General features: G+C 67.1%; 14 protein-coding genes and 1 pseudogene. 9 read left to right on the top strand and 6 right to left on the bottom strand.

The genetic code is table 11. The features are described from left to right. The first annotated feature begins 164 nt into the window (after positions 1-164). Together G3I60_RS18940 and G3I60_RS18945 are read left to right on the top strand one after the other, a co-directional pair. Positions 165-557 (top strand): molybdopterin-binding protein, encoded by a 393-nt coding sequence (locus tag G3I60_RS18940; protein ID WP_164294121.1) that lies wholly within the window; start codon positions 165-167, stop codon positions 555-557. Between the two features lie 95 nt (positions 558-652). Further along, positions 653-1,282, top strand: a complete 630-nt coding sequence (locus G3I60_RS18945; RefSeq protein ID WP_164607521.1) for a dihydrofolate reductase family protein — start codon at positions 653-655, stop codon at positions 1,280-1,282. A 19-nt stretch (positions 1,283-1,301) separates the two neighbouring features. On the opposite strand, the gene G3I60_RS46430 is transcribed toward G3I60_RS18945, so the two are convergent. Both G3I60_RS46430 and G3I60_RS18950 read right to left on the bottom strand, forming a co-directional pair. Further along, on the bottom strand, positions 1,302-1,433 hold the full coding sequence (locus tag G3I60_RS46430) for a hypothetical protein (protein WP_269285412.1): 132 nt from the start codon (positions 1,431-1,433) through the stop codon (positions 1,302-1,304). Then, on the bottom strand, positions 1,417-2,430 hold the full coding sequence (locus G3I60_RS18950) for a hypothetical protein (protein WP_203673293.1): 1,014 nt from the start codon (positions 2,428-2,430) through the stop codon (positions 1,417-1,419). Before G3I60_RS18950 ends, G3I60_RS46430 begins: the two co-directional genes overlap by 17 nt. A gap of 29 nt (positions 2,431-2,459) precedes the next feature. On the opposite strand from G3I60_RS18950, the gene G3I60_RS18955 reads away from it, so the two are divergent. Then, positions 2,460-2,789, top strand: a complete 330-nt coding sequence (locus G3I60_RS18955; protein ID WP_138356645.1) for a hypothetical protein — start codon at positions 2,460-2,462, stop codon at positions 2,787-2,789. Positions 2,790-2,830: 41 nt separating this feature from the next. On the opposite strand, the pseudogene G3I60_RS45530 reads toward G3I60_RS18955, so the two are convergent. Then, a pseudogene (locus G3I60_RS45530) lies at positions 2,831-3,010 on the bottom strand (GNAT family N-acetyltransferase); the annotation flags it as partial. Positions 3,011-3,173: 163 nt separating this feature from the next. Here G3I60_RS45530 and G3I60_RS18960 point away from each other — a divergent pair. The 4 genes from G3I60_RS18960 (at position 3,174) to G3I60_RS18975 (ending at position 6,996) form a co-directional block, all read left to right on the top strand. Continuing rightward, positions 3,174-3,806, top strand: coding sequence for an HAD domain-containing protein (locus G3I60_RS18960; protein WP_164294123.1), 633 nt, complete (start codon positions 3,174-3,176; stop codon positions 3,804-3,806). A gap of 82 nt (positions 3,807-3,888) precedes the next feature. Beyond that, on the top strand, positions 3,889-4,452 hold the full coding sequence (locus G3I60_RS18965) for a hypothetical protein (RefSeq protein ID WP_164607523.1): 564 nt from the start codon (positions 3,889-3,891) through the stop codon (positions 4,450-4,452). Beyond that, a complete protein-coding gene (locus tag G3I60_RS18970) occupies positions 4,439-5,239 on the top strand; it encodes a trypsin-like peptidase domain-containing protein (RefSeq protein WP_164294125.1) in 801 nt (266 codons plus the stop codon). Before G3I60_RS18965 ends, G3I60_RS18970 begins: the two co-directional genes overlap by 14 nt. Before the next feature lie 41 nt (positions 5,240-5,280). Next, on the top strand, positions 5,281-6,996 hold the full coding sequence (locus tag G3I60_RS18975) for a tetratricopeptide repeat protein (protein WP_164294126.1): 1,716 nt from the start codon (positions 5,281-5,283) through the stop codon (positions 6,994-6,996). Here the strand turns inward: G3I60_RS18975 and G3I60_RS18980 are convergent. Then, positions 6,968-7,378, bottom strand: a complete 411-nt coding sequence (locus tag G3I60_RS18980; RefSeq protein ID WP_164294127.1) for an NUDIX domain-containing protein — start codon at positions 7,376-7,378, stop codon at positions 6,968-6,970. The genes G3I60_RS18975 and G3I60_RS18980 overlap by 29 nt on opposite strands. Before the next feature lie 9 nt (positions 7,379-7,387). Beyond that, a complete protein-coding gene (locus G3I60_RS18985) occupies positions 7,388-8,278 on the bottom strand; it encodes a radical SAM protein (protein WP_138356651.1) in 891 nt (296 codons plus the stop codon). Between the two features lie 266 nt (positions 8,279-8,544). On the opposite strand from G3I60_RS18985, the gene G3I60_RS18990 reads away from it, so the two are divergent. Then, positions 8,545-9,573 carry a phosphotransferase family protein gene (locus G3I60_RS18990; RefSeq protein ID WP_164294128.1) on the top strand — a complete coding sequence of 343 codons (1,029 nt, stop codon included), beginning with the start codon at positions 8,545-8,547 and terminating at the stop codon, positions 9,571-9,573. Between the two features lie 63 nt (positions 9,574-9,636). On the opposite strand, the gene G3I60_RS18995 is transcribed toward G3I60_RS18990, so the two are convergent. After that, positions 9,637-10,920: a glycoside hydrolase family 16 protein gene (locus G3I60_RS18995; RefSeq protein ID WP_164607525.1), complete on the bottom strand. Its 1,284-nt coding sequence runs from the start codon at positions 10,918-10,920 to the stop codon at positions 9,637-9,639. Between the two features lie 709 nt (positions 10,921-11,629). On the opposite strand from G3I60_RS18995, the gene G3I60_RS19000 reads away from it, so the two are divergent. After that, positions 11,630-13,186, top strand: a complete 1,557-nt coding sequence (locus tag G3I60_RS19000) for a ThuA domain-containing protein (RefSeq protein ID WP_164294130.1) — start codon at positions 11,630-11,632, stop codon at positions 13,184-13,186. The last annotated feature ends 67 nt before the right edge of the window (positions 13,187-13,253 follow it).

Here is a 13,253-nt window from a genome sequence, read left to right on the forward strand (position 1 = left end):
GGAGTGACGGGAGCCCCCTGTCATGCCGCGTTCCGGTCAGCGGACCGGAGCACCGGCCACCGGTCGTGGGGCGGGTGGTGGCGTATCGCCCGGGGGTTCCAAAACCGTGTCCACCAGCGCTGCCGCCGACGGGGACGCGCGGAGTTGGGCTTAGTCTTCGGCTCATGGAGTCCTACACCATTGGTCAGGCGGCGAACCTGCTCGGCGTGAGCGTCGACACGGCGCGGCGCTGGGCGGATGCCGGCCGTTTTCCCACCCGTCGCGAGAACACCCGCCGGTTCGTCGACGGCCCGGACCTTGCCGCCTTCTGCGTCGAAGTCGCGCAGGAGGCCGCCGCGGAGAACGGCGAGGCGTACACATCCGCGCGCAACGCCTTCCCCGGCATCGTCACCGCGGTCAAGCTGGGCGACGTCGCCGCCCAGGTCGAGATCCAGGCCGGCCCGCACCGGCTGGTCTCACTGCTCACCCGAGAGGCCGTCGAGGAACTGCAACTGCAGGTCGGCATGCAGGCGACTGCCCGCGTGAAGTCCACCAGCGTCCATATCGATCTCGCCTGAGGGAGAATTCTCGGAGGAGCTGTCGATTCGGCCGTATCTCGTTCGACGCATAGGTGAGAGCGAAAAACAACGAGAGACGGACCAAGGAGAACGCCATGCCCAAGCTGCGCGCACACAACATCACGATCACCCTGGACGGCTACGCCACCGGCACGGGCCAGCGCCTGGACGCACCCTTCGGGGACGGCGTCGACGGTTTGCACGAGTGGATGTTCGCCGCGCTGCGCGCCCACGACGAGGGCACAGCGGGGATCGACGCCGACTACGTCGAGCGGGGCGACGAGAACATCGGCGCCACCATCATGGGCCGCAACATGTTCGGGCCCGTGCGGGGAGCGTGGCAGGACGAGTCATGGACCGGTTGGTGGGGCGACAACCCGCCCTTCCACCACGACGTGTTCGTCCGCACCCATCACCTGCGGCCGTCGTTGGCGATGAAGGGTGGAACGACCTTCCACTTCACCGACGAGCCCGCCGAGACGGTGCTGCGGCGGGCCTTCGAAGCCGCGGCGGGCCAGGACGTGCGCCTCGGCGGTGGCCCCGGCACCATCCAGCAGTACGTGCGTGCCGGGCTGCTCGACGAACTGCACCTGGTCGTCACGCCCATGCTCGCCGGGAAGGGCGTGCGCCTGTTCGACAACTGGGGCGACGCGATCGACGGCTACCAGGTGGCCGAGCAGGTCAGCTCGGCAGCGGTCACCCACGTCCGCCTGATCCGTCGCTGACGCGCGCCCCCGGCACCGCTCACTTGCGGCGGGACAGCGCGACCATGACCAGCACGAGGACACCGACCAGCAGCACAACCCCCACCACGGTGAGGACGACATGCCCGCCCGAGGAGGGCGGATCAGGAGCGACATCAGCCAGTAGAGACACGTGTGTTCTTCCCTTCGACGAGCCCGGCGACCGGAGCCGGGACCGGCCCCAGTCCCAGAATGAGCATCAACAGGACCGGAAACTCCAGATAGGCGTGGTAGCTCGCGATCGCCGCATACAGCGCCTTGCCCTGCGCGTAGTCCGTCGCGAACAGCGACGCGAGAGCCGCGGCCACGCCCAGGCCCAGCGCCCAGGCCCGCCAGCCGCGCAGTACCGGCACCCGTCGCTCGAACGACCGCGTCGCATCGGGCGCATAGCGCGGCAGGAACCAGACCCAGACCACGTAGTGCATGGTCTGCAGGAAGGCGAACACCGCGACGAAGCGCAGACTCACCGTCGAGTCCAGCCACGCCGGCGGTGTGTACGCGGCGGACAACCGGTCGGTCCAGGCCGTACCGGCGGCCAGCCAGTGGTCGAACGCCCCGGCCATCAGCAGTGCGGGCACCACCAGGACCCATCCGCACTGCACCGCACGGAAGGTGGCCCGCCCTTGCGGCAACCGGCGCGACCACTCCCACAGGAAGAGCAGCGGGACGACGTTGTGCAGATGCGTCAGCACCACGAAGTGGTAGGCAGGGAAGGCCAGTGAGGTGCCGGCCGCCGCCGCGAGCACGGCGACCGAGGCCACCAGGAGCGGCAGCCGGGAGCGCAGCGCGTGCGCACACGCGGTGCCCAGCAGCCCGTAGGCCAGCAGGATCTCGCCGGTGCGCGTCGCCGTCGACGGCGGCAGCAGGCGGCACACGACGATCCCCGTGATCAGCAGGCCCATCAGCCGCAGGAACGGCCCGCGCAGCACCCCTTCGAAGCGGCCGGCCACGTACCGCAGTTCCAGCACGTTGTGCAGGATTCCGAACGTCGCCAGCCCGATGACCGCTGTCCCGGCCGGCAGTCGCAACGCCGCCACGAGGGCGACGGCCGCCGCGCACAGGAACCCCACCACCGGCGCGGCACCCAGCCCCCGCACGGCGGGCAGGCCCGCCGCCTGCGCGCTCGCCATCCGTCCCCTCCCCGTGACACGATCCCGCCGTGCCGTACCTGTTCGCCCTCGCCCTGACGCTGCTCGTCGAGGTCCCTGTCTACATCGCGGCGCTCACCGTATCGGCCCGCGTCCGGCCGGCGCGCGCCGGTGCCGCCGCCCTGATGGTCAACTGTGTGACGCACCCGCCCCTCTGGTGGTTCCTCGCCCAGGTCCCGGCCGCCGACTACTGGGGATACTTCGCCGTGGCCGAGGCCACCGTATGCATGGTGGAGGCGCTGCTCCTCCGCCGTATGCTCCGGCTGAACGGCCCGGTCCCGTACGCGGCATCCGTGACGGCGAACGCGGCGTCGGTCATCGCGGGGTTCCTGCTGATCTGAGCGCATCCGACGCGGCAGCCCCGGCGTCGCACAGGATCGGATCAGTGCCGGCTCAGGTCCCATTCCCCGACCGTCTGGTCTCCGCTCATCTCACCCGTCGGCCGGACACCGAGCCCCAGGTAGAAGCGCTCGGGGCCGTCCTCGCCCGGGTGCCGGCTGGTCGTGAGTCGGGTGCCACCGCGGCGGCGGATCTCGGCGGCAACGGCCTCGACCGCAGGCCGGTCCAGGTCCTCCGGGCCGGTCCGTCATGTGTGCCCCCGCTGGCCGCCCGGGTGTTCGCTCGTGCCGTTCGTTGCCCACCACCGTAGTAGCCGCCGCTGACACACCAGTCGGTGGCTCGCGTCGAGCGACAGTCCCCGGCCAAGGGACCACTATCGTGCAACCGTGAACGGATCCGTCCAGTGCCCGCTGCTCTTCCTCGACGTCGACGGTCCGCTCATCCCGTTCGGGGCGACACCGCAACAGCATCCGAACGGCTATCCGACGTATCGGACGAGTACCGGCCCGCAGGGAGCCGGATCGCATCCGCTGTTGGCCAGGATCAATCCCGAGTACGGCCCCCGACTGGCCGCACTGCCGTGCGATCTGGTCTGGGCCACGACATGGATGGCCGACGCGAACGAGTGCATCGCCCCGCTGCTCGGCCTGCCGGATCTGCCGGTCGTGAACTGGCCCGAGCCCTCCGACGAGGACGAGGACCAGGACGAACGGAACAACCCGAACCAGCCGTATGATCCGGATGCTCTGGATGAGCGGGCCGGACTGCACTGGAAGACCCGCGCCCTCGTCGAATGGGCCGCAGGTCGCGCCTTCGTCTGGGTCGACGATGAGATCACCGACGCCGACCGCACCTGGGTCTCCGCACAGCATCAGGGACAAGCCCTCCTCCACCGGGTCGACCCCCGCTGGGGCTTGACCGACCGGGATTTCCTCGCTCTCGACGACTGGCTGCGCCGCACCGCCGGGCTGCCCCCGTCCCACGGCACGGGACATCCCCCGTCTCTGCCGACAGGCTGAAAATCGCTCACGGAGCCCTGTCCCGAACCGCACTTCGCTGATTACGGACCCGTACACCCGGGCTGGGCGCCACGATGGCGGCGTGAGACTGACTCCCCCTGAGGCCGTACTTATCGGAACAGCGCTGGGCGCCCTCGCCTCGCTCCTCAGCGTGGGGATCGCGCAGCGCTCCACGACCAGGCGTGAGCGCGAACATCGCGTCTGGGATCGGCGGATGGCGGTCTACGACGAATCCCTGATCCTGATCCACCGTATTGCCCACGACCGCGGGGAGATGGTCCGGACGGGAATCCTCCCCGAACGCCGGAATCCCCAGACCGACCGGGCGGACATCACCCCCGTACTGGCCAAGCTCGAGATCTATGGTTCCGATCAGCTCCTAGCGGCGCATGAAAAGACCTTCGAGGCCATGCGTGAGTGGATCAATGCCTGGGGTATATGGAAGACCCAGGAGGAGACCAACCCCCGGCGCTCCGACCGTGATCCCTTATGGGTGATCGTCACGGAGGGGGTCAGGAAGGCGGAGGAGGCGGACCGGCGCTTCGTGGAACTGCTGCGCGCGGAGGCGCGTGCCGATGGGCACGGAAAGCGCAAGGGGGTTCGATTCCGGAACCGAACGGGGGGCCCGACGCGTGACGCACAATGAGAACTTCATAGAGATATTCCGTGACGATCGCCTCCTGGGATTCGGGGTAAGACTGACACGGAACTTCGCTGTCACCGCCGAGCACTGCCTTCGGGATCGCCCTTCCGACAGTGAGCTGTTGAAGGTTCGCCTACCGGACGGCACGTTCGCGACGGGGCTGCTGAAGGATTACGACATACTGTCCGACCTGGCGTTACTGAGGCTTGGATTCCAGCAGCCGCCACCGCTTCCCGAAGCATTCTTCGATCGTGTGAAGCACGGCGACCCCTGGAAGGCCGTTCATCGATTATCGGACTCCGACGATTTTCTGTCCGGAAGTGTCGTCGATGTCTCCCTGCGTTACGGCAGTACGAAGCACAGGGTCGTCAACGCCCTCCGCCTGCAGTGCGACGGCCCGTGCGACGACCACCGCCAGTTCTCCGGCAGTCCGATCGAACGAGAAGCCCCTCATCGCGCATCCACCGTACTGGGCCTCCTCGTCAAGAGGCCGCCGTACTGCACGGCGCCGTCCGACTCGGCATTCGCCGTGACGATAGAGGAAGCTGTCCGCAGCCTGGCAGGTATCAGACTGGTCGTCCCGACGGGCGTATGGCCGGGCACCGGCGCCGGCTCGGCAGCGAACGGCACAACAGGGATCCAGACTTCCCCGCTCGTCAAGCCTTACGCCGTAGCGGAAGAAAGCGATCTGGAAGACGACTCCTCTTCCAGAAAGGCCATAGCGGAGGCCCTCGAAAAATCCGATCTGGGCGGCAACATATACCCGTTGTGGAGGGGACGGCTGTCATGACAGAACGATCACCCATGGGCGCCGGGGCTCCGGAAGGAAACGTGAACGCACTCGAGACCCTGAACGACGCCATAGAACTGGCGGAGGGCTACCTCCTGGAAGCCGGCGAATCCCGTCCGACGGGAGATGACCTCCTCGTACGGTTCGTGGCGTGTCTCCGCCACCGCGACCTGGTGGGGGAACCTCACCAGGCGATCGCTCAGCGACTCGCCCATTTCGCGAAGCTCCTGTCGGCCATCGGCCTGAAGCAGGGATCGCTGACCATAGCCGATCTGACCTTGCGCCATATGGAGATATCGGAGGCCGACCAGGAGATCTATCCCGCCGCCGTCTGGAACGACCTCGGCATGTTGCTGGCGGAACACGGTGATCTGGAGCGATCCCGGCTCGTCCTGAGCTGCGCCCTCAACAGGGCACGCCGCAGCGCCGCCCCTGAGCTCGCCCGGATCCTCTCCAACCTCAGTGCCGTGAGTCTGCGGGCGGACGACCTGGAGGACGCCCGAATATGGGCCGAACAGTCGGTGCGGGCCATGGGGAAGTACTGGAGCGTCGACAATCCGGAAGCCCGGCTGACCACCGACTGGGTGTTGCTCGAGATAGCCAGGATCCAGCAGGACCAGCCGGCCATCGGGCGAGCACTGGACGACTTCAGCACCTCGGCCGAGCAGTTCATTCGCGTCAAGGGAAGTGAACATCCGAGAGCCATCGCGGCGCTGGCGGCCCTGACCGCCGCGAAGTTCGAGGTGGCCGCAGCATCCGACGACACCGACGTCAGCGAACAGACCCTGGGTGATCTGGAGACCATCTCCCTGAACGCCTCGGCGATTCTCGGTTCCGACCATCGGCAGACCATCGTCACGCAGGCGTCCCTGGCGGAAGCAGAGTTCACTGCAGCGGAGCAAGGCCCGACGTTCGACGCTCGCAGGAAACGCGCCGTGGCCATGCTGGAGACAGTCGCGGACAACGCCTCGGCGACACTCGGCAGGGATCATCCCCAGACACGCGAAGTGCGCCGAAAACTCGCTGAATTGCGTGCCGCCGTGACACCCGCCCAGGAACTTCCCTACCTGATCGATCAGGTGTACCGACCTCAGCAGAACACCGAGCGCAACGAAGCGAAGAAGGCGGCGCTCACGAGGGAGCGATCCATCATCCGGCTGATCGCGCATGCCGGTGCCTCATATTTTCTCAGCCACGTGGATCTGTTCTACCCAGCGATCATTCGCGCTCTCGAACGACATATCCACTTCCATGTCGTGCTCAGCAGCCCATGGAACAGCCTGGCCGTCTTCAGCAAGCGGGACGCGACGACGGAGAAGGCCAACGTTCAGAACATCGTGGACCTCGTCGAGGACAGCCAGTACTACCTGGAAACGTTCCTCCCGGTGATCCAGTCCTACTTGAGGCTTCAGGAACAGTACGGAGACCTCATCGAGTTGCGGCTGACCCCGATGGACATCTCCGGGTCCACGCTCCTCACCACGGACATGGGATTCTTTGAACCCTATCTGACGGCCAACCCTGACTTCCGGACCCGTCGAGGACTGAGTGCCTTCGAGATCCGGTTCAGCCAGAGCAGCAGATATTACGACGACAGCGTGGCCGCATTCAATACCCAGTGGGAATTGGCCAGCACCTGGGGGCAGTTCGGCGCCCACGAGGAACAGCACAAGCAGATTCTTCGCGATGTGGTGTCCGCGCTGAGTGACGACAAGCCGGGAAGAGCCGTCAAGGAAGGTGCAGAGCGCCCGCGCTGAAACTTCGGACAACGCCGACCGAACCGACGAAGAGCGCCTCCGGCAACGCATCCAGCGGCCAGAACTCCCACCTCACACAGCGCTCCGGCTCGCATACCCGGATGTCGCCTTCAAACGCCAGCACCTCTACTCCGACCTGCATATGGTGATTCGCAGCCGGATCAGGATCCGTCACGCAGACGACCCGCGCGCCGATGGCGCGGACACCGGTCTCCTCCTCCAACTCCCGGCGGGCGGCCTCGATCAAGGTCTCACCCAGTTCGAGATGACCGCCGGGCAGTCCCCACGTGCCGGCACCGAAGGCATTGGCACGCAGTCCGAGGAGTACACGATCCCCGACCCGCACGATCGCCTGGACGCCTACCCGTACGTGCTCCGCCATCCCCGTCCCTCACGCATCAGGGTAGGTGTTCACGAAGTTGTCCATGTTTCTCGTCAGAGAAATCAGCTCCCCTGAGGGAAATGCGCCCTTCATCCCCTCCGAGCACTTCGCCAGCTCGTCGAACAAGTTTCCGATACGCCGCTCGCCGGCCTCGTCGACCACCACCATCTCGCAGTCCGGGTCGATGAAGAAGTAGCTGCCCGTGCGGGTGGAGTTCCGATAGACACGCAGAGTGACTCCACGCTCGGCAGCGGCCTTCTCGCACTTCCTGACCACTTCGTCGAAGTCCTCCTGGCTGACCGCGAGCCAGTCCCGATTGTCCGCACCGTAGTTGGTCTCGGACATCTGGTAGACCTTCCACACATCGGGAAGCCAGGAGTCCTCCTCAATCAGGTCGAGAACCCTTGAAGCCCCAGAAAGGTTGAGATGCGTGACAACCGTCCCCAATTTGACCTGAACCGGCTTGTGGTTCTTTCGCACTTCCGCGAGCAGCGCGAGTACCTTCTCACGATGCGGTGCGACGCCTGTCCGCAAGGCCGCGTGTTCGATGGGGTCCGCGGATTCCAGGGGCAGGGCGATCCAGGAGAGGCTGGGGAGGATGCGCTCCATCGTTCGCAGAGGCGCCAGCCCATTGGTACTGAGGACGACTCGCGGCCCCGGGTCTCCCGAGGGAGAGGATCGATGCAACGCGCCGACAAGGTCCGCCAGATAAGGCAGAAGCGTGGGCTCGCCCCCAGAAACCACCACTCCCTGCACGCAGGCATCTCGTAATACTTCGGCAACCCGCAGGGCGTCCCTTCGAGACATGGAGGGAACCTCATGCCTGGGCCCGAAACAGAAGGGACAAGTCAAGTTGCACCTGCCGATTGGCCGGAGGTCAACGAAGGCAGGAAGTTGCATGATGGGACTCTAAACCAAATCCGTAGCACTGAACGTGAACAATCGCAGCTCGAACTGAAGCCCGCAATGGGCCATCCACTCGCTCAAGATCACTCCCGTCACAGATCACGATCTCGTTGGACGCGCATGCTCGGAACATCAGTGCGATGATCAACAGCCGGGCCTGTCCGCCCCCCACCATGACGGCCCAGCCCGCTCGCAGCAGAGTGGAGCGCCAGGGTCCAGGGGCAGCCGGCCGGCGCGGAGCCGCATGGAAGGATGGGCCCATGGGATCGCGGCTGCCGTTCGGGGACGAGTTGAGGAGTGAACTGGGATCGCCCGGTCGCTCACGCAGACTGGGCAGCAGCCCCCGCTCACGTGTGTGGCGCGTTGAGCTGCCCGGAGCGTCGGCCGTGGTGAAGCAGTTCGTGGAGGGGCCCGACGCCGCCGAGCGGTACACACGTGAGGTGACCGCTCTGCGGCTGGCCGGCCAGGCCGCATCACCCGTGGTGCCCGCGCTGCTGGCCACCGATCCCGGCGAGCGTGTGGTGGTGCTGGAGCACTGGGAGCACCAACAACCCGCCGGCGACTGGATCGTCGACTACGCCGCCGCGCTGGCCCAGCTGCACACCACCACCGGTCCGCAGGATGTCGGCGTGCTCCCCCGCTGGCAGGGTCCGGGTCAGGACGACGTCGACGCGTTCCTCCGGTTGGCCGCGGTGCTGGAGGCTCCCGTGCCGCCCGGGGTGTCCGAAGAACTCGAAGCCCTCATCGACCGGCTCGACCGAGCACCCGGGCATGCGCTTCTGCACGGGGATCCGTGCCCTGGCAACGACCTGCACACCACGGCGGGAGTCAGGTTCATCGACTTCGAGCAGGCCTCGCTGGGCAGCGGCGTCATGGAGCTCGCCTATCTGCGCATCGGATTTCCCACCTGCTGGTGCGTCACCTCGGCGAACGAACCACTGCTGGAGCGGGCCGAGAACGCCTACCGAACCGCGTGGCGCGCGGCGACCGGATCGGAGATCCAGGGCGACCTCACCGATGCGTGCGCCGGCTGGCTGATCCGCGGCGACGCGCTGGTCCAGCGGGCACACCGCGACGGCACCGACCACCTGGCGCGTGTCCCGAGGCGGGACTGGAAGTGGGGTACGGCAACCGCTCGGCAGCGGCTCGTCCACCGACTCGGAGTCGTCGGCAGGATGGCCGCCGACCATGCCTCGCTCCAGGGCGTGAGCAGCCTCAGCACGGACATGCGTCAGCGGATGCTCGCCCGGTGGTCCGCGATTCAGCCGGTCCCGAGCGAACGACCGTAGCGCTCCGAGATGTGCCCGGCCGGCTCAAGGGCCGGCCGGGCACCTGACGTTCCGACGTGTCGGTCAGGTGGCGAGGTGCCACTGCTGGTTGGCGGCGGAGCTGTTGCAGGCCCAGATCTGGAGCCGGGTGCCGTTGGCGGAACTGGCGCCGGTGGCGTCCAGGCAGCGGCCCGATCCGGTGTTGACGAGGGTGCTTCCGGCGCCCGCGGTCCACTTCTGCGCTGCGGTGCCGTTGCAGTCGTAGAGCTGGATCTTGGTGCCGTCAGCGGTGCCCGCTGCGGTGACGTCCATGCACTTGCCGAGCGCTCGCAGGGTGCCGTCGGACGAGGAGGTCCAGGCCTGCGCGCCCGTTCCGTTGCAGTCGTAGAGCTGTACGGGCGTGCCGTTGGCGCTGTTCGACGCCGCTACGTCGACGCACTTGTTGCCGATTCCGGTGAGCGGGTGGCCGGCGCCGCCGCCCCCGGTGTCGCTGGTGGTGACGTGCACGTAGTCCACGACGAGCTGCTGCGGGAACGTGGTGCCGGAGTTGGGGTCGCCGGGCCAGTCACCGCCCACCGCGAGGTTGAGGAGCAGGTAGAAGGGGTGGTCGAACACCCAGCGGTTGCCGTTGAGGTCGGCGGGGGTGGCCGTCTCGTAGACGTTGCCGTCGACGGACCACTTGATGGAGTTCGGCGCCCAGTCGACGGCGAAGGTGTGGAAGGCGTCGGAGAAGCTCTGGCCGCCGGGGAGCGTGTAACCGGCACCGATGCCGCCGGCTCCGGAGTAGCCGGGGCCGTGGATGGTGCCGTGTACGGAACCGGGCTCGAAGCCGACGTTCTCCATGATGTCGATCTCACCACTGCCGGGCCAGCCGGCCGTGCCGATGTCGTTGCCGAGCATCCAGAACGCGGGCCACATGCCCTGGCCGCGCGGGAGTTTCATGCGGGTCTCGAAGTGGCCGTACGCCTGGGTGAACTTGGTGGGCGTGGAGAGCCGGGCGGAGGTGTACTGACAGGTGCCGTACCAGCACTGGTAGTTGGCCGGGTTCTCCTTGCGGGCGGTGATGACGAGATTGCCCTGGCCGTCGAGGGCAGCGTTGTGGTTGCCGCTCGTGTAGTACTCCCGCTCGTGGTTGTTGACGTTGTCGCCGGTCTCGTAGCCCCATTTGGAGCTGTCGACCGCGCTTCCCGCGGCACCGTTGAAGTCATCGGTGAACGTGGCGGCGGCCGCCGCGGGAGAGGTGTTCTCGGCTCCGGAGGCTTGGGGGGACAGCGCCTGCTGGAGCCAGCCGCAGAGCAGGAGCACGGCGGCGGCGAACAGTGCGAGGGGGCGGGGGCTGATGCGTCGGGTGGGGGGTGACGCCGACATGACGGGCTCCTCAGTGGGGGACGGTGGAAAGCCGGAAGGCAGTCGTGCTCCTCGCTTCACGGATGGGGGGCTGCGGGTTCCGGGCACAGAGACGACGGGGGGTAAGCACTCACGTCCTCGTCGTACGACAGAACATGACAGGGCATGACGGACGGGACATGGCGACACCTGGGCTACACATACCGGCCCGTGCGGGCACGCGGGTGCGAGGGTTCAGCTGAGGCAAGGTACCGCTTCCGGCGCCCCGCAGCGTCGGAACAGTCGGTACACGACAAGCCCCAGGCAGAGTCCCACGGTTGATGTACGGCCGGTCGAGGTGCGGCCCGAGCGGGTCGGGACAGTGTCCTGAAACGCTGTACGACCACGACCATGCTTGGACTAGACCACGGCGCTGTCAAGACCATGGCGCCCCCTTCCCGCCTTTCCTGGGCCATCAGTGCAGTACAGCGCCCCCATGGGTTGCGTGAGCCGCCGGCAATCGCCGGCGAGCGGCAACTGCGGGGCCTGTGCGAGGTCTTGACGGGGTCGTGTCCCCTCGGTTAAATCACCACCTGGATTAAGTCGTGAACAAAGTGGAGTCTTCTACTGATGCTCCGTCAGGAGAGCGTCGGTAGGCCGTCCGACCTGTTCGCTGCCGACGCCCGCACCTCGGTCTCTCCGCACGATCCCCCCACTGTCACTCCGCCGTGCTCAGGAGGAACCCCGTCCCATGTTGCGAACCCGCACGGCACTCCCCGTGCAACGCGTACTGATACGGCTGCTCGCGCTCTGCATGCTCCTGCTCGGCCTCACCGCCGTCCCGGACTCGGGCACCGCGCACGCGGCCCCCACCTTCAAGGTGCTGGCGTTCTACGACGGCACCTACGACGCCGCGCACATCAGCTTCGTCCACGAGGCCAACCAGTGGTTCCCGCAGCACGCCGCGGAGAACGGCTTCACGTACACCGCGACCAGTGACTGGAGCCAGCTCAACACCGCGAACCTGGCCAAGTACCAAGTGGTCCTGTTCCTGGACAACCACCCGCAGACCGCAGCCCAGCAGAGTGCGTTCAAGACGTACATGGACAACGGCGGCGGCTGGATGGGCTTCCACGTCTCGGCCTACAACGACTCCACTTCCAACAACTGGTCCTGGTACCACAACACCTTCCTGGGCACCGGCACCTTCAAGAGCAACACCTGGGGCCCGACGGCCGAGACGCTGAAGGTCGAGGACCGCGCACACCCGTCGATGGCAGGGCTGCCGGCCACCATCGCCTCGTCGGTCAGCGAGTGGTACAGCTGGAACAACGATCTGCGCCAGAACCCGAACATCGACATCCTGGCCTCCCTCGACCCGTCCACCTTCCCGGTCGGGACGGACCCCGCCCAGACCTGGAACAGCGGCTACTACCCGATCATCTGGACCAACCGCCAGTACAAGATGCTGTACGCGAACTTCGGTCACAACGCGATGAACTACGACACCAACACCGCGCTGTCGTCGACCTTCGCGAGCGCCCAGCAGAACCAGTTCCTCCTCAACGGCATCAAGTGGCTCGGTGGCGGCGGTGCGTCCAATCCGGGTGCCGGCTTCACGCTCGGCGTGACGCCCGCCTCGGGCACGGTGGCACCCGGCGCGTCGGCCACCGCCACGGTCACGACGGCCGTCACGTCCGGCGGTACGGCGCAGAGCGTGGCGCTGACCGCGAGCGGTGCCCCGTCGGGAGCGACCGTCTCGTTCAGCCCGGCCTCGGTGACCTCGGGAGGCGGCTCGACGCTGACCGTGGCCACGACCTCGGCGGTCGCACCGGGCACGTACCCCATCACCGTTACCGGCACCGGCTCGTCGGGTGCCCAGACAGCCACCTACAGCTTGACGGTGACGGGCACCGGCGGCGGCTCGGGTGCGATCACGGGCTACGGCGGTAAGTGCGTGGATGTGGCGGGTGCGAGTTCCACGAACGGTGCCGCGGTGCAGCTCTACGACTGCAACGGATCCGCCGCGCAGAGCTGGGCGGTGGGCGCGGACGGCAGCGTGAAGGCGCTGGGCAAGTGCATGGACGTCACTGCCGCCGGTACCGCGAACGGCACCAAGGTCCAGTTGTACGACTGCAACGGGACCACCGCTCAGAAGTGGACGCCGAGCACCAACAACACCCTGGTCAACGCTGGTTCCGGTCGCTGCCTCGACGCCTCGGGACCGAGTTCCGCCAACGGCACCCGGCTACAGATCTGGACCTGCAACAGCGCCGCCGCCAACCAGCAGTGGCATCTCCCCAGCTGAAGGACCGGTGTTCCCCCGGGTGAACCGGGGGAACACCGCTCGGTCGCGGAATTCACGACCCGGCGGA

Origin of the sequence: Streptomyces sp. SID13666 (assembly GCF_010548325.1) — a bacterium.
In the GTDB taxonomy this organism is placed as follows: domain Bacteria; phylum Actinomycetota; class Actinomycetes; order Streptomycetales; family Streptomycetaceae; genus Actinacidiphila; species Actinacidiphila fildesensis.

What these genes read in the sequence shown, in the direction of transcription:
- G3I60_RS18940 (WP_164294121.1), top strand. Translation starts at nt 165, where the DNA reads ATGGAGTCCTACACCATTGGTCAGGCGGCGAACCTGCTCGGCGTGAGC.
- G3I60_RS18945 (WP_164607521.1), top strand. Translation starts at nt 653, where the DNA reads ATGCCCAAGCTGCGCGCACACAACATCACGATCACCCTGGACGGCTAC.
- G3I60_RS18950 (WP_203673293.1), bottom strand. Translation starts at nt 2,430, where the DNA reads ATGGCGAGCGCGCAGGCGGCGGGCCTGCCCGCCGTGCGGGGGCTGGGT.
- G3I60_RS18980 (WP_164294127.1), bottom strand. Translation starts at nt 7,378, where the DNA reads ATGGCGGAGCACGTACGGGTAGGCGTCCAGGCGATCGTGCGGGTCGGG.
- G3I60_RS18985 (WP_138356651.1), bottom strand. Translation starts at nt 8,278, where the DNA reads ATGCAACTTCCTGCCTTCGTTGACCTCCGGCCAATCGGCAGGTGCAAC.
- G3I60_RS18990 (WP_164294128.1), top strand. Translation starts at nt 8,545, where the DNA reads ATGGGATCGCGGCTGCCGTTCGGGGACGAGTTGAGGAGTGAACTGGGA.
- G3I60_RS18995 (WP_164607525.1), bottom strand. Translation starts at nt 10,920, where the DNA reads ATGTCGGCGTCACCCCCCACCCGACGCATCAGCCCCCGCCCCCTCGCA.
- G3I60_RS19000 (WP_164294130.1), top strand. Translation starts at nt 11,630, where the DNA reads ATGTTGCGAACCCGCACGGCACTCCCCGTGCAACGCGTACTGATACGG.